Annotated in this window: 21 protein-coding genes; 7 read left to right on the forward strand and 14 right to left on the reverse strand. The window is 44.4% G+C overall.

The window, feature by feature from the left end:
• Nucleotides 1-136: 136 nt before the first annotated feature.
• Genes ACRD7A_RS06750 through ACRD7A_RS06775 form a run of 6 tightly spaced genes read left to right on the forward strand, consistent with a single transcriptional unit; the run spans nt 137 to nt 5242 of the window.
• Complete coding sequence (locus ACRD7A_RS06750) at nt 137-901, forward strand: SCO family protein (RefSeq protein WP_430810371.1); 765 nt, start codon at nt 137-139, stop codon at nt 899-901.
• Between the two features lie 11 nt (nt 902-912).
• Nucleotides 913-2526 (forward strand): cytochrome c oxidase subunit I, encoded by a 1614-nt coding sequence (locus ACRD7A_RS06755; RefSeq protein WP_430810372.1) that lies wholly within the window; start codon nt 913-915, stop codon nt 2524-2526.
• Nucleotides 2523-3128: a cytochrome c oxidase subunit 3 gene (locus tag ACRD7A_RS06760; protein ID WP_430810373.1), complete on the forward strand. Its 606-nt coding sequence runs from the start codon at nt 2523-2525 to the stop codon at nt 3126-3128. The genes ACRD7A_RS06755 and ACRD7A_RS06760 overlap by 4 nt, the downstream gene beginning before the upstream one ends.
• A gap of 10 nt (nt 3129-3138) precedes the next feature.
• Entirely contained in the window at nt 3139-3426 is a 288-nt protein-coding gene (locus tag ACRD7A_RS06765; protein WP_430810374.1) for a cytochrome C oxidase subunit IV family protein, read from the forward strand.
• Nucleotides 3427-3428: 2 nt separating this feature from the next.
• Nucleotides 3429-4382 (forward strand): cytochrome c oxidase subunit II, encoded by a 954-nt coding sequence (gene coxB / locus ACRD7A_RS06770; RefSeq protein WP_430810375.1) that lies wholly within the window; start codon nt 3429-3431, stop codon nt 4380-4382.
• Nucleotides 4379-5242 (forward strand): protoheme IX farnesyltransferase, encoded by an 864-nt coding sequence (locus ACRD7A_RS06775; protein ID WP_430810376.1) that lies wholly within the window; start codon nt 4379-4381, stop codon nt 5240-5242. Before coxB ends, ACRD7A_RS06775 begins: the two co-directional genes overlap by 4 nt.
• A gap of 61 nt (nt 5243-5303) precedes the next feature.
• Here the strand turns inward: ACRD7A_RS06775 and ACRD7A_RS06780 are convergent, their stop codons facing one another.
• The 14 genes from ACRD7A_RS06780 to ACRD7A_RS06845 form a co-directional block, all read right to left on the reverse strand.
• A complete protein-coding gene (locus ACRD7A_RS06780) occupies nt 5304-5753 on the reverse strand; it encodes a GatB/YqeY domain-containing protein (protein WP_430810377.1) in 450 nt (149 codons plus the stop codon).
• A gap of 27 nt (nt 5754-5780) precedes the next feature.
• Nucleotides 5781-7280 carry a cell division protein FtsZ gene (ftsZ, locus tag ACRD7A_RS06785; protein WP_430810378.1) on the reverse strand — a complete coding sequence of 500 codons (1500 nt, stop codon included), beginning with the start codon at nt 7278-7280 and terminating at the stop codon, nt 5781-5783.
• Nucleotides 7281-7298: 18 nt separating this feature from the next.
• On the reverse strand, nt 7299-8636 hold the full coding sequence (ftsA, locus tag ACRD7A_RS06790) for a cell division protein FtsA (protein ID WP_430810379.1): 1338 nt from the start codon (nt 8634-8636) through the stop codon (nt 7299-7301).
• Between the two features lie 6 nt (nt 8637-8642).
• Nucleotides 8643-9371 (reverse strand): cell division protein FtsQ/DivIB, encoded by a 729-nt coding sequence (locus tag ACRD7A_RS06795; RefSeq protein ID WP_430810380.1) that lies wholly within the window; start codon nt 9369-9371, stop codon nt 8643-8645.
• 95 nt (nt 9372-9466) lie between these two features.
• Nucleotides 9467-10855, reverse strand: a complete 1389-nt coding sequence (gene murC / locus ACRD7A_RS06800) for a UDP-N-acetylmuramate--L-alanine ligase (RefSeq protein ID WP_430810381.1) — start codon at nt 10853-10855, stop codon at nt 9467-9469.
• Between the two features lie 6 nt (nt 10856-10861).
• Entirely contained in the window at nt 10862-11956 is a 1095-nt protein-coding gene (gene murG / locus ACRD7A_RS06805) for an undecaprenyldiphospho-muramoylpentapeptide beta-N-acetylglucosaminyltransferase (protein ID WP_430810382.1), read from the reverse strand.
• A 2-nt stretch (nt 11957-11958) separates the two neighbouring features.
• Nucleotides 11959-13143, reverse strand: a complete 1185-nt coding sequence (locus ACRD7A_RS06810; protein WP_430810383.1) for an FtsW/RodA/SpoVE family cell cycle protein — start codon at nt 13141-13143, stop codon at nt 11959-11961.
• 9 nt (nt 13144-13152) lie between these two features.
• Complete coding sequence (murD, locus tag ACRD7A_RS06815; protein ID WP_430810384.1) at nt 13153-14490, reverse strand: UDP-N-acetylmuramoyl-L-alanine--D-glutamate ligase; 1338 nt, start codon at nt 14488-14490, stop codon at nt 13153-13155.
• Nucleotides 14491-14497: 7 nt separating this feature from the next.
• Complete coding sequence (gene mraY / locus ACRD7A_RS06820; RefSeq protein ID WP_430810385.1) at nt 14498-15730, reverse strand: phospho-N-acetylmuramoyl-pentapeptide-transferase; 1233 nt, start codon at nt 15728-15730, stop codon at nt 14498-14500.
• A 10-nt stretch (nt 15731-15740) separates the two neighbouring features.
• Nucleotides 15741-17201: a UDP-N-acetylmuramoyl-L-alanyl-D-glutamate--2,6-diaminopimelate ligase gene (locus ACRD7A_RS06825; RefSeq protein ID WP_430810386.1), complete on the reverse strand. Its 1461-nt coding sequence runs from the start codon at nt 17199-17201 to the stop codon at nt 15741-15743.
• Complete coding sequence (locus tag ACRD7A_RS06830; protein WP_430810387.1) at nt 17201-19303, reverse strand: penicillin-binding transpeptidase domain-containing protein; 2103 nt, start codon at nt 19301-19303, stop codon at nt 17201-17203. Before ACRD7A_RS06830 ends, ACRD7A_RS06825 begins: the two co-directional genes overlap by 1 nt.
• Nucleotides 19304-19684, reverse strand: coding sequence for an FtsL-like putative cell division protein (locus ACRD7A_RS06835; protein WP_430810388.1), 381 nt, complete (start codon nt 19682-19684; stop codon nt 19304-19306).
• A complete protein-coding gene (gene rsmH, locus ACRD7A_RS06840) occupies nt 19681-20589 on the reverse strand; it encodes a 16S rRNA (cytosine(1402)-N(4))-methyltransferase RsmH (protein WP_430810389.1) in 909 nt (302 codons plus the stop codon). The genes ACRD7A_RS06835 and rsmH overlap by 4 nt, the downstream gene beginning before the upstream one ends.
• A 5-nt stretch (nt 20590-20594) precedes the next feature.
• Nucleotides 20595-21065, reverse strand: a complete 471-nt coding sequence (locus tag ACRD7A_RS06845) for a division/cell wall cluster transcriptional repressor MraZ (RefSeq protein ID WP_430810390.1) — start codon at nt 21063-21065, stop codon at nt 20595-20597.
• A gap of 202 nt (nt 21066-21267) precedes the next feature.
• Here ACRD7A_RS06845 and glsA point away from each other — a divergent pair, with 202 nt between their 5' ends.
• The gene (gene glsA / locus ACRD7A_RS06850; RefSeq protein ID WP_430810391.1) at nt 21268-22104 is read left to right on the forward strand and encodes a lyso-glycine lipid O-acyltransferase GlsA; all 837 of its coding nucleotides are present in this window, start codon (nt 21268-21270) and stop codon (nt 22102-22104) included.
• The last annotated feature ends 13 nt before the right edge of the window (nt 22105-22117 follow it).

Here is a 22117-nt window from a genome sequence, read left to right on the forward strand (position 1 = left end):
CTTTATATCGAAGATACAACCCTAATTCTTCATTTCAATTTATGCGTCCTCTATTTTTCTGAGGTTTATTTTTCTGGACATTGCCTTTTAGCAGATAATGGGGTATTTTTATACTTTATCACTGAATATCACCATTATGAAGTTAAATGCTTTTGTGCTTTTGGGATTAATGATTGCTACATTAAGCCTGGGACAAGACACACAAAAAATTGGGATCACCGAGCACCTGGACGAGTCGCTTCAGAATAATATTGAGGTAATCAACACTCTAGGAGACACCATTAATCTCCTTTCCGTAATCAAACACAAACCCACGGTTCTTAACTTCGTTTACTACCGGTGTCCGGGTATTTGCACTCCCTTGATGGATGGCCTTGCAGAAGTAATTAACTTGTCTGATATGCAATTGGGACAGGATTACCAAGTCGTTACCATTAGTTTTGACTACAAGGAAACACCGGAACTCGCCCTGAAAAAAAGAAATAACTACTCAATGCTGGTAAAAAAAGAGGGCATGGAGAAAGGATGGCTTTTTTTTACAGCCGACAGCGCAAATATCAGACGACTGACCACAGCGACCGGATTTACCTATAAAAAAACCGGCAACGATTATATTCACACAGCAGGCTTAATTCTCATTAGCCCCGAAGGCAAAATTACGCGTTACTTAAACGGCACCTATTTTCTGCCTTTTGAATTTAAACTGGCCGTTATAGAAGCGTCGAAAGGCATTCCCGGTCCCACCGTTAATCGTATTCTGCAATTTTGTTACAGTTACGATCCTGTCGGTCAATCCTACGTTCTTAACATAACCAAAATGGCCGGCTTACTCATAATCATCATTGCCGGACTCGTCTTATTGGTGTTAACCCTCAAGCCTAAAAGAAGTATCAAATCCTAAATCCCCATCCGATGACCAAGCATGAAACAGTCAGTTTCAGAGAAGCACAAAGCCGCTATAAAGGCATTTTCGCCTGGATTTTCTCTACCGACCATAAACGAATTGGCCTACTCTATCTCTACTCCATTATTATCTTCTTTTTCACAGGTGTAATATTGGGAGCAGCTATGAAACTTGAATTATTAGCTCCCGGAAAAACAGTGATGGACGCAGCCACCTACAACGCCATCTTTACCTTACATGGTGTTATCATGATTTTTCTGGTGGTGATACCTGGCCTGCCGGCTATATTTGGCAATTTCATGCTTCCCATTATGATTGGAGCCAAGGATGTTGCTTTTCCAAGGTTAAACCTCTTGTCCTGGTGGATTTACGTCATAGGCGCCATCATAGCGCTGTCCTCATTATTTATGAGTGGTGGCCCTCCCGACACCGGCTGGACTTTTTATGCACCCTACGCATTTAAGACAAACACCAACATGCTACCGGCTGTTATAGGAGCCTTCATTCTGGGCTTCTCATCCATCCTCACAGGCATTAACTTTATTGTAACCATACATCGCATGCGGGCACCCGGCATGACATGGTTCAAAATGCCTCTTTTCCCCTGGACACTATATGGCACAGGCTGGATACAAATACTGGCCACCCCCATTGTTGGCATCACCCTACTTATGATTGTTGGCGAGCGAATCTTCAGTATCGGCTTTTTCGATCCGGCATTGGGAGGGGATCCTATTCTCTATCAGCATCTATTCTGGATATATTCCCATCCGGCCGTTTATATTATGATACTACCAGCCATGGGTGCCATCTCTGAAATAATTCCTACTTTTGCTAACAAATCCATATTCGGGTATAAAGTAATTGTAATATCTACCTTGGCCATCGCCTTTGTGGGGTATTTTGTTTGGGGACATCACATGTTTACCTCAGGCATGAGCGGAACTGCTTTGTATACTTTTTCGCTCCTTACCTTTATTGTTGCCATACCCAGTGCGATCAAAGTTTTTAACTGGGTGGGTACCTTACATAAGGCCTCTATTCAACTGGAAACACCCTTTTTCTGGGCGGCCTCATTTCTATTCGTATTTATGATCGGAGGCTTATCTGGGTTGGCACTAGGTGCATTAGCTACTAATGTACACCTGCACGACACTGCTTTTGTGGTGGCTCATTTTCATTTTATAGTGTTTGGCGGGGTCGGTTTTGCTTTTATGGGTGCCATCCATTATTGGTTTCCAAAAATATGGGGCCGAATGTACAACAGTAAGCTAGCCACCAGCGGATGGATCATCTTCTTCATTGGTTTTTGCACATTATACCTACCCATGTTTTTTCTGGGGGTAAGCGGAATGCCCCGCCGTTACTATGATTATGTGGAGCGTTTTCACGGCCCCAACATCGTTTCAACCATTGGCTCATGGGTATTAATACTGGGCCTGGTTATTATTGTATATAACCTAATCAGATCTGCCTACAAAGGAGAAAAGGCAAGTAAAAATCCCTGGGGCGGACGAACACTGGAGTGGAGTGTTGACTCGCCACCAACACTCGAAAATTTCGAAGAAATACCTGTAGTAACCCGAGGTCCTTATGATTATCGAAAAAAAACCGAGGCATGATGAGCATTCAATTACACCGAGATGATGATGCCTCCAAATTGGGCATGTGGCTATTTATTTTCACAGAACTACTCCTGTTTGCAGGTATGTTCATCGTATATGGCGTGTATCGCTACCTTAACCCAGTGGCATTTCATTTGGCAGCCAGTGAACTAAGCATTACAGCAGGCACCATCAATACCATTATACTGCTTATTAGCAGTGCCACCATAGCCATGGCAAGCAGTGCACTCCGACTCAAAAACAAACAATTGACCATCATCCTATTATTGTCCACACTGTTTATGGCTTTTATGTTTATGACCAATAAATATTTTGAATGGAAAGGAAAATTTGGCCATGGCATATTCCCGGGCAGTGATGATCTGCTTCGATTGGGACATGGTGATACCCTATTTTATGGCCTTTATTTTTTTATGACTGGTTTACATGCCCTACACATTGTGGTTGGTTTTATTTTGATATCCGTTGTGTGCTACCGGGTGAATAACAACACCCTAACAAACAATAATCCTGTATTACTCGATAACACAGGATTATACTGGCACCTGGTTGATTTAATCTGGATATTTCTATTTCCTCTTTTTTACCTCATCCCCTAATTATACAACCATGGACAAACAAGATAATAATCATATTATACCCTATAAATTATACCTGACCGTATTAGCTGGCCTTATCACAATGACCATCGTATCGGTTGGGGTAACAAAAATAGATCTGGGCAATCTCTCAGTATTTGTCGCCATACTGTTGGCTTCGTCAAAATCCGCGTTAGTATTGGTATTCTTCATGCATCTGAAATTCGATAATACCCTTTTAAAAATCCTTGTCACATCAGTTTTTATACTGGTCGCCCTAGTGCTTTTTATCACATTTCTCGACTATAACTACCGCTAGCTATGTACGAACAATCTACAAATAATGCCTCCAGCTTTGTTTCACAAGTCGATTCGGCCTTTGTATTTATCTTTGGCATCTCCTTGCTGTTTCTTGTTGGCATCACAGCATTTATGGTTTACTATATCATCCGGTATCGAAAAAGCAAAAACACAGAAGCCACTCACATCGAAGGCAACAACAAGCTGGAAATCATATGGACAATCATTCCCACAATATTAGTACTTTCAATGTTTTACTATGGATGGTCGGGTTGGAAATTTCAGAGAGAAATACCTGAGGATGCCATTCCGATTAAAACAATTGCACGCATGTGGAGTTTTACCTTTCAATATGAAAATGGCCTCATTACCGATACACTATATGTGCCCAGAGACAAAGCCGTAAACCTCGACCTTGTAGCACTAGACGTATTGCACAGCCTATACATACCGGCCTTTAGGGTCAAGCAAGATATGGTGCCGGGCAAGCAAACAAATATTTGGTTTGAATCAGGTATGGAAGGGGAATATGAAATTTTCTGTGCTGAATACTGCGGACTTCGCCACTCCTATATGCAATCGGTGGTTAAAGTTATTCCTCCAGAAGAATTCGAAGCCATGACACGCATTGACTCTTCCAAGCTTACCAGCAATAACATGATTGTTGACACAAGACAAGCCGGCAACAGCATTGCCCGAAAGTACGGCTGCAATGCCTGCCATACAGCCGATGGCTCAAAGCTGATTGGCCCATCCTACAAAAACATTATGGGACGTACACGAACAGTACTAATTGATGGAGAAGAACGCGAAGTAGTGGCAGATGAAGACTATATCAGGCGATCTATTTATGAACCCAACGCAGAAATAGTGAAAGGCTATGAAAAAGGATTGATGCTTTCGTATAAAGACCAGGTAAGCGAAGAGGAATTTCAGAAGCTATTAGAGTATTTCAAATACTTATCGGATCAATGAAGCAACTGATAAAACACATAGCTATTTTTGGAAAATACACCATTTCACTGCCTGTTGCTCTAACAGCCTACACGGGCTATGCAATGTTTAGCGAGTCGTTAAGCTACAAAGGTTTGCTGGCAGCCTTGGGCATATTCTTTATGTCAGCCGGCGCCTCAGGAGTCAATCAACTGCAGGAAGCTGACCGGGATGGTTTAATGTTGCGCACCAGTGGTCGCCCTCTTCCCCGTAAATTTTTATCACAAAGCGCGGCGATTACAATCATTCTTATATATCTCGCCTTCGGCACCTGGCTACTCTCTCTTTTTAATGGTCAAGCCGTTTTATGGGGATGGATGGGACTCTTCTGGTACAATTTTATCTATACGCCACTGAAAGCAAGAACCGCTTTCTCGGTATTTCCAGGAGCCCTCGTGGGTGCCATACCCCCAATAGCGGGCTGGGCAGCTGCTGGAGGTTCCATCATCGATATGCGTATTCACTTTTTAGCTTTCTTCTTTTTCCTTGGCCAAATGCCCCATTTCTGGCTATTGGTCATCAAGTATAAGAATCAGTATAAAAAGGCCGGCTTCCCTGTTATTACCGACTACCTGTCCAACAAGCAATTGTTCAGAATTAACATGATTTGGAGCCTCGCCACCCTGATGTCGGCACTCTTACTTCTACCTTTTCATATTATTGACTCAAAACTCATTAGCGCCATAATATCCATTAGTGTGCTTATGATGACTATTTGGGTTATTATAAGCACTTATCACATTCACCAAACCACAACTAAATCAATGCTCAGGAAGCAATTTATCCTATTTAACAGCTTTTACCTATGGGTAATGATTCTTTTGCTTGCGGAGCAAATTTGATATAAATAAAAAGCCGACACCCAACAAAGATACCGGCTTTCATTATTTTAAGGGGTAAACCTTATCCTAACAATTGTTTTACTACTGCAGAGATATCTTTACCATCGGCCTTACCGGCCAACTCCTTGGAAGCAACGCCCATCACTTTTCCCATTTCTTTCATGGTGGTAGCTCCCACTTTTTCTATAATAGCTTTCACCAGGGGCTCCAGTTCGGCCTGACTTAACTGAGCGGGTAAATAACCTGAGATGGCCTCCACTTCAGCCAGCTCCTTTTCAGCCAAGTCCTCGCGATTCTGCGATTTAAAAAGCTCAGCGGCATCCTTGCGCTGTTTCACCATTTTCTGCACAATCTTCATCACATCAGCATCGGTCAGCTCCTCGGCTGCTCCTTTTGATGTTTTCGCCTCAATCACTTCCTTCTTCACACCACGCAATGCCTCCAAGCGAATACGATCCTTGGCCTTCATTGCCTCCTTAATGTCATTATTTATCTGTGCCTCTAAACTCATAATATCTGATATTAATTATTTCTTACATTAATCCACATTATCATGAAGATATGGATTGTCTCTGCTAATCTGCGGTCCCTTATCTGAATCATCAGACAAGGAAAAACGACTTACTTTTTTCTCCTGACTAAGGCGTCGACCTGCCGGATTTTCAATGGCCATCTTGCGTCGCTTATAGGCAGGTACATTCTCAATTTGCTCGATATAGCGCTCGTCTTCCATCTCTTCCTGACTCAACTGCGACTTATAATAACTGGCACCCGCAGCGCTAAAACCTTCATCGATAAAATTATCATTGGCCGGGTTATAATGATCCACCTCTGACTTACGGTTCTGTGGAGGTACTACGGGCTGATAAAAAGATTCGATACGGGCCTGTTTTTTGCGCTCTTCCACCTCAAAGTCGATGACACGCCCTTGCTCACTATTAACTTCAGGCGGCACATCCATAGTCACCTCACAATCGGGCGCTACTTCTGTAACTTGCCCTTCCTCATCGAGCGAAAAACGCTGCACCGTATCCTTTTTCTTACTCACACGATGCTCAATCAACTGATCTGACACAAAACCAGTGGCAATGATGGTGACACACACCTGCTTACCCAAGTCATGATCAACACCCGTACCCCAGATAATAGAAGCACCATCGCCCACTGCCTCCTGCACATAGTCAGTGATTTCAAACACCTCGTCCATGGTCACCTCCTCTTCGCCCGAGGTGATATTAAGCAGTATATTACGAGCGCCCCGTATTTCATTATTATTCAATAAAGGCGACTCTAAAGAAGCCTGAATGGCATCGATCGCCCGCTTATCACCCTCGGCATAAGCGGAGCCCATAACAGCTACACCACTATCTTTCATCACCGTTTCAACATCGGCAAAATCCACATTTATATATCCGTGTACTGTAATTATCTCAGCGATTCCCTTGGCGGCGGTTGCCAACACATCATCAGCTTTGGAGAAGGCGTTGGACAACTTTAAATCGCCAAACATCTCACGCAGTCGTTCGTTGTTAATAATCAACAAGGAATCCACATTTTTCTCCATCTCAGCAATGCCATCAAGGGCTTGGTTAATGCGCAGCTTACCTTCAAAGCGAAACGGTATGGTAACAATACCCACCGTGAGGATGCCCATCTCCTTAGCTGTTTTAGCAATAATAGGAGCGGCACCCGTACCCGTTCCACCACCCATACCGGCGGTTACAAATACCATCTTGGTATCTTGCTTCAGCACACTCACTACATCTTCCAGGTTTTCAATGGCCGACTCTCGTCCCCTTTCAGGACGGTTACCGGCTCCACGGCCTTCCGTTAAGGATTCGCCCAACTGTATTTTAACCGGCACAGGGCTACTCGCCAGGGCTTGTGCATCGGTGTTACACACCACAAAGTTCACATCTTTAATGCCCAGGCCATACATATAGTTAACCGCATTGCTGCCTCCTCCACCTACACCAATGACCTTGATAATGGACGATTCAGCTTGCGGGATGTCAAAATTCATCAACTCTTCACTCATTTCCGTCCTTTATTTCTTCTACATTTCAACATCTTTCTCATCAAAGATATTTGCTATTCCATTTTTAAGACCGCTAAACAAGTTACCGGTTTTAATCATAATTTCTTTCTTCGGCTTGTTTCGTTTGGCATTTACTTTCTTAACCGGCTCTTCCCATTGTGGCTCCACTTCGCCAAACAGCTGAGGCTCTACAATGCTTCGTCGAGGACGCTCCATAGCGCTCAACACAAGTCCTATGCTGGTAGAATAATTGGGTTTCATTGCTTCAGGCAGCACCTCACCGGTCAATCCCTGATCCGGAATACCGATGCGCACATCCAGTCCCGTGCGGAACTTTATCAGCTGGGGTAGATTCTTTAATAATGCACCGCCTCCAGTAAGCACAATACCGGCTCCCACCTTATCGTAACAACCCGAGTGCTCAATCTGATACATCACATAATCGATAATCTCCTCCATTCGGGCCTGAATAATGTAGGCTAAACTCTTAAAGGAAATCTCCTTGGGTTCCCAGCCCGACATACCAGGGATAGTCACCACCTGATCTTCGCGCGCCATATCTCCCATGGCTGAGCCAAACTGCACTTTCAAGGACTCAGCTTGCTTATATAATACTGAACATCCCTCTTTTATATCAGAGGTAATCACATTACCACCAAAAGGAATTACGGCCGTGTGCCTGATAATACCATCATAAAAAACAGCAACATCTGTTGTACCGCCTCCTATATCTACCAAAACAACGCCCGCCTCTTTTTCCTCTTCGGTCAGCACACTCCTCGATGAAGCCAGTGGTTCCAGAATCAAGTCGTTTAATTGCAAGGCCACACGTCGAAAACATTTCTCAATATTTTTTACTGAGGCAATGCGCCCCAGCACAATATGAAAGTTACCCTCCAATCGTCGTCCCGACATACCCACGGGATTTTTCACGCCCATCTCATTATCCACAATATAATCCTGGGGGATAACGTGCATAATTTTCTCGCCGGCATCCACCGGAATCTTAAAATTGTCATCAAACAGATGATCCACATCCTCCTGGGTAATTTCCAGTCCGCTATCAATAAAACGGTACCCCCGGTTGCGCATACTTTTTATATGCTGCCCAGCTATACCAACATAAACATTGGTCAGCTTCGTGTTCAATTTCTCTTCAATACGGGTAATTGCCAATTTGATGGATGCTACTGTCTCATCAATATTTAAAACAACTCCTCTTTTCACGCCAATTGATGGCACTTTTTCCATCCCCAGCAGTTGCAACTTACCGTTGTCCATTTTACGACCTACAATGGCCACTATCTTGGTAGTGCCAATGTCTATCGCTGCAATCAGGTTGGGTTCGTGATTCATAATTTTTTATCCTTTAGTACAAACGACTTGTCCTTTATATTTCAAGCTTACTTTCTTATACACATTCCACTCACGGCTGTTCCATCCGTTGGTGTAAAGCGCTCTGAGGTTACGAAATTTCACATCGATATCCTCCAGGTGGCCAAACTCTATAATATGATCGCCTACACGCGGCACTATGCTTAACTCACCTTGCTCATCCACATACAACTGCTCAATCTGCGCCTTCCAAAACGCATCCTTGTGTATAAAACGTGCCAGTTGGATCAGCTGATCCATCGACTTAAGACGCTTAATAAAACCAGTAACCACCAGCACATGTGCCGAGTGATTTTTGAACAATGGCATCTTATGCCCATCCTCATCCAGGTAATACGAAGCACTCACATCAAACACACGCAACAAAGGCTCGCGCTGTGTTACATGAACATGCAATGCCCCGCCGCAGGTCGTAAACACCTCACAATTCTTTACGGCCGGGTGGTTCAAAAAAAACGCTTCCATCTGATGACAGTCAAGCTCACCAAGGGGACGCCCCAATATACCAGCATACTCATCAAGAACCAGATCTTTGATCTCATTACCCGACACAAAACGATTGACCAAACTATCATTAACCACCGGCTGGATGCTGCCACACACCACCCGATCATTATCGTAGTTTACAAACGCAAAAACAACGGGAAAATATAATCCCATCACCGCTCCTATCGCTATGTTCTTCCACCGTTTCATTTGTAACAACTCGCCATTATTCTGTTTAAATATAACTTTTTCCGACTTTTTACGATTATCTATCTATAATTTTTTATTAACAATTTGCTAAACGACTAGATATGACGGGTAAACCGACGCAAATGATCTTCCAAAACCGACACTTCCTTATCTATATCACCGGCTCCCATAGTTACAACCAATTCAGGCTGCTCACGAAGGAGGGCCTCGGAAAGATTCCCTCGTTTAACAACTTCAACATTTTTGTTCATCATCAAATTGGCAATCATTTCTGAACTTACACCCTCCATGGGCAGTTCGCGCGCCGGGTAAATATCCATGAGCAAAACTCGATCGGCCACATCCAGAGCCGCCGCAAAACCGGATGCAAAATCGCGTGTGCGCGAATATAAGTGCGGCTGAAAAACAACCGTGAGATGAAGATTAGGATAAAGTGCCTTCACAGATTTCAGCGTCGCCTTAATCTCCTCAGGATGGTGAGCATAGTCATCAATAAATACCATATCATCAGACTTGATTCGATACTGAAAGCGACGACGTATGCCCTGAAAGGACGGCAGGGCAGTAATCACCTCTTCGGCTGCCACACCCCCCAGCAAGGCCAGTGCGATGGCACCCACAGCATTTTCCACATTCACCAACCCGGGTACCCCCATCTGCAGGCCTTTTATGCTACCAAATGGCGTTGCCATATCAAAATGATACAACCCCTCCACCAGCCGTATGTTATGGGCACTGAAATCAGCTTTATCATCTACCGCATAACTAAAAATCTCAATATCTTCATTACTTACCTCCAGGGGCAAGCCTTTCTTATACACCAGCACACCACCAGGTTCAATCTTGTCCACAAAATCATGAAAAGCATTGCTAATCTGTGTATCATCGCCGTAAATATCCAGGTGATCGGGATCCATGGCCGACAAAAGAGCAAAATGAGGTGTCAACTGCAAAAAGGAACGATCAAATTCATCTGCTTCAAGCACTACATAATTAGAATCAGCATTGTGCAGGAAATTAGTCTTATAGTTATTTACTACACCTCCTAAAAAGGCATTACAGCCCACTTCCGACTGCGTGTAGAGATGGGCCGTCATAGACGATATCGTTGTTTTACCATGGGTACCTGCCACACAAACACTATTCATACCCGCGGATATAAGCCCCAGCACAGCGGCGCGTTTTCGCACAACAAACCCCTTATCGCGGAAATAATTTAATTCTTTATGATCAGAAGGTACCGCTGGCGTGTATACCACCAACGTAGTTTTCTTATCACGAAAAGGCAGGGTAATCTTTTCAATATTATCCTCATAATGAATTGCTATTCCTTCTACCTCTAACTCACTTGTCAATACTGTGGCAACGCGGTCGTAACCGGCTACATGCAAACCTTCACATTTAAAAAAGCGTGCCAAGGCACTCATGCCAATACCACCAATCCCCACAAAATAAACACTTTGTATATCTTTCAACTCTAACATATCCTTCTATTTTTTAGCCAAACCAATCACCTCGCGGGCAATATCACGAGCAGCATCTGGCTTGGCGAAAGCCTTAATACTGGTAGCAAGCGCCTCAAGTCGACTGCCATCGTTCAGCAATTCAGCTGCTTTATCAATCAATGTATTTACCTTATCATCACTCACTAAAACAGCCGCTCCTCTATGTACAAGGGCCATGGCATTTTTTGTCTGATGATCTTCAGCAACATTAGGCGATGGCACAAAAATACAAGGTTTACCCAGTATGGCCAGCTCTGAGATGGAGCTAGCACCGGCTCTCGACACCACCAAATCAGCAGCTGCAAAAGCCATATCCATGCGACTGATAAAATCTGTTATAATAACGCGTTCCTTCAAGTGATCGGACAGCTGCGATCGCATATCATCAAGGTAAAAACGTCCCGTTTGCCATATCACCTGAACATCAGGAGGCAGCTCATCAATACTTGAAATAATACCATGATTTATGGATCGGGCACCCAGACTCCCCCCAATAATCAAAAGTGTCTTTTTGCCCTCATCCAGGCGCCAAAAGTCCAGCGCTTCTTTATGTTGAATCTGGTTAAGTAAATCATTGCGCACCGGGTTACCGGTTATCAATATCTTTTCACGATCGAAGAAACGATCCATCTGTTCGTATGCCACACATATTTTGGCTGATTTCTTTGCCAGTAGCCGATTAGTAACACCGGGATAGGAGTTCTGCTCCTGCAACAAACAAGGCACACCCTGCTGCGAGGCGATTTGCAAAACAGGGCCACTGGCATACCCCCCAACGCCTACTGCTACATCGGGTGCAAAATCACGGATTACTTTACGGGCCTGCCATAGACTATTAATGAGCTTGAAGGGGAAAGCTAAATTTCTTAGGGTGAGCTTACGATGAAAACCCGCAACAGGCAAGCCGATGATGCGATAACCGGCTGCCGGAACTTTCTCCATCTCCATCTTTCCCAGAGCTCCCACAAACAGTATGTCGGCATCAGGCCGGATAGCTTTTACGGCATTGGCAATGGCAATGGCCGGAAAAATATGGCCACCGGTGCCCCCTCCACTAATAATCACTTTTATTGGCTTCATATTTATTTCTTTTCCTCGTTTTCCAACTGTTCTTTATCCACCATATTCGTTCGGCTTACGCTGAGAATAGCACCAAAGGCCAAACAGGTAAATAAAGTTGATGTACCTCCCATGCTTACCAAGGGCAATGGCTGTCCTGTAACAGGTAACACACCCACAGCAACCCCCATGTTAATAAATGCCTGCACCACCATCATAGTAGCCAGGCCAATGACCAGAAAGGCCGGAAAGGTACGACTACAGGCTCTGACTATTACGCCCACGCGAAACAAGAGTATTAGATAGGCAAACATAATAAGAACACCCCCAATAAATATACCCCACTCTTCCATAATAATTGCATACACAAAATCACTATAGGGATGCGGCAGAAAATATCGTTGCTGGCTATTACCGGGTCCACGCCCCCAAAAGACACCTCCGGTGGCAATGGCTATTTGCGAACGCTGCGATTGATAGTCGGCCGTTGAGCCTCCCTCGTTACCCTCTTCATCACCACCTATAAAACGCTCAACACGGGCCTTCCAAGTGGATGCACGATGCAGTAAAGGCACATACTCCGACAGCCAGATAACCACGGAAATAAGCATTGCGACCGCTATCACCGTCAAAGCGATCTTCTTAAGCGAGACACGCCCGATCACCATTACCAGCATACTGACAAATCCAATGAGTGCAGCTGTTGAAAAATCATCCTTAAAAATGAGGGCACACACAAGTCCCACGTGAATAATAATAGGCTTAAAGGCCTCATCGGCTGTGCGATCATTGGCCTGGTACTGTGCCAACACCTTGGCAATATACACCATGAGTGCCACCTTGGCCATTTCAGAGGGCTGAAATCGAAAACCCACAACAGGTATGGTGAGCCAGCGACTTGCCTGGTTAAGACTATCGCCGGATACGGCGGTAATGAACAACAACAGCATAGAAAAATAAAGGCCAATGGTAGCAAAGCGAGCAAACCACTTGTAGTCAATGCGATGCACCAGTACAATAAGTCCGATACCCACTAGCATAAATTTAACATGACGAAAGAGGAAATACACAGTATTGCCATCCTGCTGCTTGTAAGCCAGGTTTCCGGTTGCACTGTAAACAACCAGGCTGGAAAAAACCGCCAGCAATAAAATAACATACCATATAATACGGTCGCCTTTAATAAAATTTTTCAACTGCTCGTTCATTCGTTCTGATTAAAGGTTACGCACATGTTCCTTAAATAAATCGCCGCGCTGCATATAGTTATCAAACAAATCGAAACTAGCACAGGCCGGTGAAAAAAGAACCACATCGTTCTTCCGGGCCAGCTTATATGCCATCTTCACAGCTTCCTCCATCGATTGGGTTTCTTTTATCGTTTTGATACGATTACCGAAGGCTGCGTGCAACTTCGAATTATCAGCACCCAGGCAAATCAAAGCCTTCACTTTTTCCTCAACAAGTGGCATCAACTCATTGTAATCATTTCCTTTATCCACCCCGCCGGCGATCCACACAACAGGCTGATGCATGCACTCCAAAGCATACCAACAAGCATTTACGTTAGTAGCCTTTGAGTCGTTAATAAACTCAATACCCCGCACGGCAGCTACTTTTTCCAAACGATGGGCCACCCCTTTGAAACGCGCAAGACTCTCACGGATCAGTTTCTTTCGAATATTCAAGACCTTGGCTACAATACCGGCCGCCATTGAATTATAAATATTATGGCGCCCCTGTAACGATAATTCTTTGGCTAAAATGCTCATGGTTTCATCGTTATAATTAATAATGAGCTCATCCATGGTTGAATAAGCTCCTTGCTTCAAAATATCATGCTGCGTAAAGGGTAATAATTCAGATTGTAATATCCTGCTTTTCAACTCCCGGGCAATCACCTCGTCATCCTGACAATACACAAACACATCATCGGGCGTTTGATTTTGGACAATACGAAACTTGCTATCGATGTACTTCTGCATCGAATAATCATAACGATCAAGATGATCGGGTGTAATATTAAGCAAAACGGCAATATCAGCCTTAAAGCGATACATACCATCCAACTGAAAACTACTCAGCTCGATGACAAACCACTCTGGCTGCTTTCCCATGGCCACCTGGCGCGCCAGGCTCGTACCCACATTACCTGCCATCTCCACCTTTACACCAGCCTGCTTCAGCAGAAAATAGATAAGCATGGTGGTAGTAGTCTTTCCATTGCTTCCGGTAATGCATATCGTTTTTGACGTAGTATAACGGCCGGCAAATTCAATTTCCGAAATTACCGGTATATCGCGGTTATGCAACTGCTGTATCATGGGTATCGTATCGGGAATGCCAGGACTCTTGACCACCTCATGCGCCTGAAAAATCAGCTCCAGCGTATGCCCCCCCTGCTCCCAATCAATATTGGCAGCATCCAGCTCCTGCTGATACTTATCGGCGATTTTTCCATTATCCGATACAAATACATCCCAGCCCTGCTGATTCGCCAGCAAGGCTGCTCCAACACCACTCTCGCCAGCTCCTAATACAACCAGTTTTTGCATATCCTTCCTATCGTACTTTGAGGGTTACTATTGTTAACACGGCCAGTATAATGCCGATGATCCAGAAGCGGGTTACAATCTTTGACTCGGTATATCCCAATTTCTGATAATGATGGTGCAAGGGTGCCATTTTAAACACACGTCGTCCCTCGCCATATTTCTTCTTAGTATATTTAAACCACGACACCTGTATCATTACCGACAGATTCTCTACCAGGAAGATACCACATAAAATAGGTATCAGCAGTTCGATGCGCAGTAAGATGGCAAACACAGCAATAATACCTCCCAGGGTGAGACTGCCTGTATCGCCCATAAATACCTGTGCCGGAAAGGAGTTGTACCACAGAAAACCCACTGTAGCACCTATAAATGCCGCCATAAAGACCACCAATTCCTGCGAATGAGGGATGTACATAATATTAAGATAGTCGGCATAAATCACATTACTGGACAGATACGCAAAAATACCCAAAGTAACTCCAATAATAGCAGAGGTACCCGTGGCCAGGCCATCGAGCCCATCGGTCATATTAGCCCCGTTGGACACAGCGGTAATGATAAAAATAACAGCCACCACAAAAATAAGCCAGCCCCACTTCTTGGCCTGATCACCCAAGAACCACAACAAAGATGAGTAATCGAACTGATGATTTTTCACAAAAGGAATATTGGTAACCGTTGACTTCACCTCACGCGTAGCACTCCGCTCTACCTGACTGCCATCCTCAAGTTGCACCATTACCGTTTCACCTGGCACCTTCTCACGAATTACCACATCACCACTACTAAACAAGGTGATGGCCACAATAAGGCCAAGACCAATTTGGCCGGCAATTTTAAAGCGCCCGGCCAATCCCTCTTTATCTTTTTTAAATACCTTAATATAATCATCGATAAAACCGATAGTACCCAGCCATACGGTAGAAATAATCATCAGTATAATGTAAATATTATCCAGCTGTGTAAACAACAGTACAGGCAACAGGATGGAGGCAATGATAATTACTCCGCCCATGGTAGGTGTGCCTTTTTTTGCAAACTGCCCCTCCAAACCCAAATCACGCACTATTTCGCCAATCTGCTGTTTCTGAAGCATCAAAATGGCTTTTTTGCCAATAATAGTTGCCGTGAGTAGTGCCACAATAATGGCCATACCTGCCCTAAAACTGATGTATTGAAAAACACCGGCTCCGGGTACGTTCATTTTTTCAAGATATTCAAATAAATAATATAGCATGTTTCAGATTTTATCCTTCGTTAAATACTTCACTCACCACCTCGCGATCATCAAAATGAATGCGCTCCCCTTTAATTTCCTGATAGGTCTCGTGTCCCTTGCCGGCAATAAGAATAATATCGCCCGGGCCAGCCACCATACAAGCCGTGCGTATGGCCTCTCGACGGTTTACGATAGACAATACTTTGATACGCTCTTTAAAGCTTACGCCTTCCATCATCTGGGCAATAATATCTTCCGGCTCTTCACTGCGCGGGTTATCCGCAGTAAGAATTACCTTGGAGCTGCCCACCACAGCCTCATGAGCCATCTCGGGTCGTTTGGATGCATCGCGGTCGCCCCCGGCACCCACCACAGTAATCAACTGCTGATCGGGCTGACGCACCTGGTTAATGGTTTCAATCACATTCTTTAGGGCATCGGGTGTATGCGCATAATCCACAATGGCCGTTTTACCCGCGGCAGACCGTATGGTTTCAAAGCGACCATCAACCGGTTTTAAACGACTTAACGCTACCTGCACCTCATCACGATCAAGCCCCAGCAAACAGGCAGCACCATATACATTTAACAGATTATAGGCATTGAAATCGCCCACAAACTGCGTCCATATCTCTTGCCCATCCAGCTCCAGCTGCATGCCCTCAAACATACTTTCGATAATGCGACCTTTAAAGTCGCCCATGCTCTTCAGCGAATACCGATAAACGGAAGCTTGGGTGTTCTGCACCATTATCTGCCCGTTTTTATCATCTCCATTAATGAGGGCAAAAGCCTCTTTTCCCAATTCATCGAAGAACAACTTCTTGGCAGCGATATATGCCTTAAATGTAAGATGGTAATCCAAATGATCGTGCGTAATATTGGTAAACAGGGCACCTGCAAACTGTAAACCCGCCACCCTGTTCTGTGCCAGAGCGTGAGAACTCACCTCCATAAAACAGTATTCGCAGCCAGCGGCCACCATATCGGCCATTATTTTATTTAGCGTCACCGCATCGGGCGTTGTATGCGTGGCTTGTATTTTAGATTTGCCAATAAAGTTGGCCACCGTAGAGAACAATCCGGCCTTATAGCCCAGATCCATCACTAGATGATAAAGCAAGGTAGCCGTTGTTGTTTTTCCATTGGTGCCGGTTACCCCCACCAGCTTAAGCTGTTGTGAAGGATGACCATAAAAAGCAGCGGCCAGCAAACCCAGTGTCTTTGCACTATCGACCACCTTAATCATAACTGCATCTGAAGGATAGGCAGCAGGTAATTCTTCGCACACCACACACCGACAACCGGCGGCCAACACCTGCTCAATAAAATCATGTCCATCTACCTGCGTGCCCCGCATGGCTACAAACAGGCTTGACGCCCCTGCCTGACGCGAGTCAAACACAATATTCTCGATATCACAATCCATTGTATTGATGCGCTTCTCAACCTGCACATCCACTAATATATCTGATAATTTATGCATCATTATCCCAGGCTTAAATAAATAGTTGAACCTTTGGTGTAGTTTTGGCCGGCAGAAATAGACTGCTGCACAACGCGCCCCACACCTCGCAAAACAACATTAAATCCCATATTCTCGAGTATAGATACAGCATCCTTGGCGCCCATGCCCCTTACATTGGGCACTATCCCTTTCGGAAAACTTTTACGCTGCAGCGTAACATCGTGCTCACGGGCCGAAGCGGATATCCATTCAGAATTTACCTCCTGCCCCTGTACCATCACACCCACCTCGTCCAACACCGTCAATATCTCCTCTTTCTTCCCTCCCTTTGAATAGGGTTGATGACGAGCCAGCTCTACTTCGTATTCAGTTTCCACATCGTCATGGTTGTAGCTTTGAGCATATACCCTATCGGCTATTTGCTTGAAAACAGAGCCCGCCACCACATTGGCATAATAGACATTTTTTGATGGCGCATTTACTACCACAATACAAGAATACAAAGGACGATCGGCCGGGAAATAACCCACAAAAGAGGCCTGATGCTTCTTATCATCATAAGAAGTCGTCTCGTTGGAAATCTGTGCCGTACCCGTTTTACCGGCAATCAGGTAGCGGTCACTTCGTATATTTCCGGCTGTTCCACGCTCCACCACGCCCACCAGCATCTTATGAACCTTCTCAATGGTTTCCAATGAGCAGATCGATGGATTCAACACCGTAGGCTCCATCTCCTCCACATTTTCACCATGATGCTGTATGGCCTCCACAAACATGGGCTTCACCATTTTGCCATTATTCGCCACCGCATTGTAGAAGGTTAGTACTTGTAGCGGAGTCTGTTTTATCTCATATCCAATGGACATCCAAGGCAGGGTTACACCCGACCAGGTTTTATCACCCGGATATTTTATCAAAGGGTGCCCTTCACCTTTTATCTCAACACCCAGGGGTTTGTTAAGGCCCATCTCGTATATGCGATTGACGAATTTTCTGGGGTTGGCACGGTAGTTATCAAAAATAATTTTTGAAATCCCCACATTGGAGGATTTCTCAAACACCTGTTGCACTGACAACTTACCGAAGCCACCACGGTGACTATCCGTCATCTTTCGATCGTAAAAATAACAATACCCCTTTCCCGTTTGTATGCTATCCGTTAACTTCACTACTCCGTCCTCCAGAGCCACAATCATAGATGCCAGCTTAAAGGTGGAACCGGGCTCGGTGGCCTCCCCAATGGCATAATTATATTTCTCTATGTATTTTCCGGTGCTTGTACGTCCCAGGTTGGCAATGGCTCGTATCTTACCCGTGGCTACTTCCATTAGCACAGCACAGCCATGATCAGCCTTATGCCGCTGCAATTGCTGCAACAAGGCTGTTTCGGCCACATCCTGCAAGCCAATATCGATAGTGGTTACAATATCATTACCATCCACAGGCTCCACCTGCTCCTCTTCTACCCAGTTACCACTCACCCGTGTACGCGTACTAATGCCGGCAACCCCTTTCAAACGGTAGTTATAAGCCATCTCCAGTCCGAAGCGTCCGCCCAGATCTTTCTCGGCATAGAGGCTTCCTACGGTACGGGCCGCCAGCTCACCAAAAGGTAACTCGCGGTTTTCATACTTTTTAGCAATGAACCCTCCTTTATTCGCTCCCAAACGAAATATGGGGAACTCACGCACTTTTTTCAGCTCAGTAAAAGAGATACGGCGCGGATGCACCCGGTAATAACGTCGCCCCTTCACCCGCGCCTGCTTCAGGTCGCGTTTAAAAGCTGTTGAAGTGCGATCGCCATAGAATCGCGATAACATAAGCGCCAAACTATCGATATTGGCATTAAATACCTCATCGGTTAGCCCATGGGCACGCATATCCATATAAATACGGTAGCTGGGCACCGAACAAGCCAATTTACGATTATCTGTGGCCAGAATATCGCCCCGGTTGGCATCAATTACTATATCCTTATTGGTATGCTCCTCCACAAGCTCCTCCCACTCTTCACCATGAGCCACACGCAGATAAACAGCCTTGCCAAGAATGACCACTGCCAACACAGAGAGGCATATATACGTCAAACCAAATCGTAATATGATACTCTTCTTAATCTGCATTTACTTCTTCACTTTTAAGCGCCGCGGCGGTTCTGTTAATTCTTCCAAGTCAAGGCTTTTTTCCTTTATCTGTTTCAAAACTTCACTCTGCTTACTCATATACATCAACTCCGAGGATGTGGTAATGGCTTCATAACGCAAGGATTTCAGCTCTTGATTAAGCGAATCAATGCGGCGCATCTGCTCTTCCATTTTATAGTGATTACCAATATATAGAAAGCAGAAAAACGCCAGGAACAGACCCAAAGACCACTGCTTGGCAATAAACGAACGGGTAAAAAGCCTTCCGTTTATAAGCTCACGCACCGAGATATTCTTCAGCTCATCAACTTCTTCTTTGGAAAGAATAAAATCAGGTATTTTATCCATTTTCAACTTCATAGTCGCTCTGCTATTCTCAGTTTTGCACTGCGCGCCCTGTTGTTGCGCTCTATCTCCTCCTCACCGGGAATGATGATTTTTCTATTAACGGCCTTAAAGGGCAACTCAGCCCTGCCATAAATATCTTTGTCAGGCTGACTCTTGTCGCAATCACCTGAACGGATAAAATTCTTAACTAAACGATCTTCGAGGCTGTGATAAGCAATAACCGACAGTCGCCCACCCGGCTTTATCACCGCCGCACTTTGCATCAACACCGATTTCAACACATCCATCTCTTTATTCACCTCAATGCGTAAAGCCTGAAATACCTGCGCAAGAAACTTTGACTGCTCTTTTTTAGGACCAATCTTCTCGGCTAATAATTTTAAATCGGTAGTGGTCTCGAAGAGCTTACTGCTTCTTTGTTTGATTATTTCAGAAGCCAGTTTATAAGATGATTTTATCTCTCCATACTGCCAAAAGATGCGTTTCAGATCATCCAGCGGATAGGTATTCACCAGATCGGCCGCTGTCATCTTCAGACCCTGCCCCATGCGCATATCCAACTTCCCTTCAAAGCGAAATGAAAAACCTCTTTCAGCCGCATCGAAATGATGCGACGACACACCCAGGTCACCCAAAATACCATCCACATGATTGATGCCCAGGTAGCGCAGAAAATGGGATAGGTACTGAAAATTATGACGCACAAAAATCAGCCGCTCATCTTCGGGACGATTGGCATAAGCATCCTCATCCTGATCAAAAACAATAAGCTTACCTTCCGCACCCAATCGCGATAAGATCTCGCGCGAATGTCCTCCGCCACCAAAGGTCAAGTCAACATATACGCCATCCGGATGAATATTTAACCCATCTACAGATTCCTTCAGTAAAACCGGTATGTGATACCCCTGCTCCATACTATTTAATTTTCTTCTTCGCCCGCAAAGTTACCACCTAGTAACTCTTCTGCCAACTCTCCGAGCTCATCAGCACTCAAATCATCCTTATCGAACTGCTGCTTACTCCATAGCTCAATATTACTTCCTACCCCTAACAATACCACTTCGCCCTGCACATCAATCATCTCCATCAGACGCTTAGGCACTAAAAAACGACCATTAGCATCCAGATTAACCTCGGCCGTTGAACGATATAAAGCACGCTTCAATCGCTTATCCTTCTGACGAAAACCACTAAGCTTCTGCTCAAAAATATGAACTTCCTTCAACCATTCGCTCTGCGGTATCAAAACAAGGCAATTGTCAAAAAGATCTTTACGAACCACAAACGACGATTGCCCGGCTTCACTCATCACTTTTTTAAAGAGTGATGGCAGCACAATGCGCCCTTTTGCATCGGGCTTACAAACAAAATCGCCTATAAATGTGATCATTATAAATTGCCTATCTCAATCGTAAAAGTACAAAACTTTCAACCCACATACAACCACTTTAAACCACTTTATGACACTTGTTGATAACTTTTACGCTACAATAGTACCTTTGCAATAAATCAGGAAAATTGAGGAAATACTGCTAAATTCACATAGTTTCTAAAATATTTCCTAAAATTGAACTCTGTTTGAACAAGCTAATATGGAGAAAAAGAATACAGAAGATAAATTTATTGACATCGACAAAGTCTTCCACGATAAAAACCCTCAACTAAAGCGTTTTATCCCGAGGTTTCTGATCAACTACCTAAAGCGCATCACCCATCAGGAAGAGATCAACACTTTTATTGCCGATCACAAAGACATTTACGGCATCGCCTATGCTGAAGCCATTATTGCCAACTTTAAGTCGCGCTACGAAATTAAAGGAGAAGAAAATATACCCAAAGAGGGTCGCTTTGTTTTTGTAGCCAATCATCCCTTGGGCGGAATGGATGGAATGGTGTTTGTTGCGGCTGTGGGGCGCTATTTTAATAAGCTAAAATTCCCGGTTAACGATATTCTTATGAATATCACCAACCTGAAAGAAATTTTCCTTCCCATTAACAAACACGGCGGACACAGTCGAGAAGCCGCACGCGCCATTGACGATGCCTACGCCAGCGACAGCCAAATACTCATGTTTCCGGCCGGCCTGGTATCGCGTAAACGAAAAGATGGCAGTATCAAAGACCTGGAATGGAAACCCAATTTTATTAAAAAAGCCCGCACACACAAGCGGGATATTATTCCTGTACATATTTCGGGACGTAACACCAATCGCTTTTACAACCTGGCCAATTGGCGTAAGAAACTAGGCATCAAGGCCAACATAGAAATGCTTTACCTGGTTGACGAACTTTATCTGCAGCGCCATAAAACAATTACCATTACTTTTGGGAAACCAATTAAAATAAGTGACGTAGAAGAACTAAAAACAGGTAAAGCGTGGGCACAAAAAATAAAAGATGAAGTGTATGCCTTACCAAAATTACATTAAATTTGTAGCCTAC

Origin of the sequence: Carboxylicivirga longa (assembly GCF_050589825.1) — a bacterium.
Taxonomy (GTDB): domain Bacteria; phylum Bacteroidota; class Bacteroidia; order Bacteroidales; family Marinilabiliaceae; genus Carboxylicivirga; species Carboxylicivirga longa.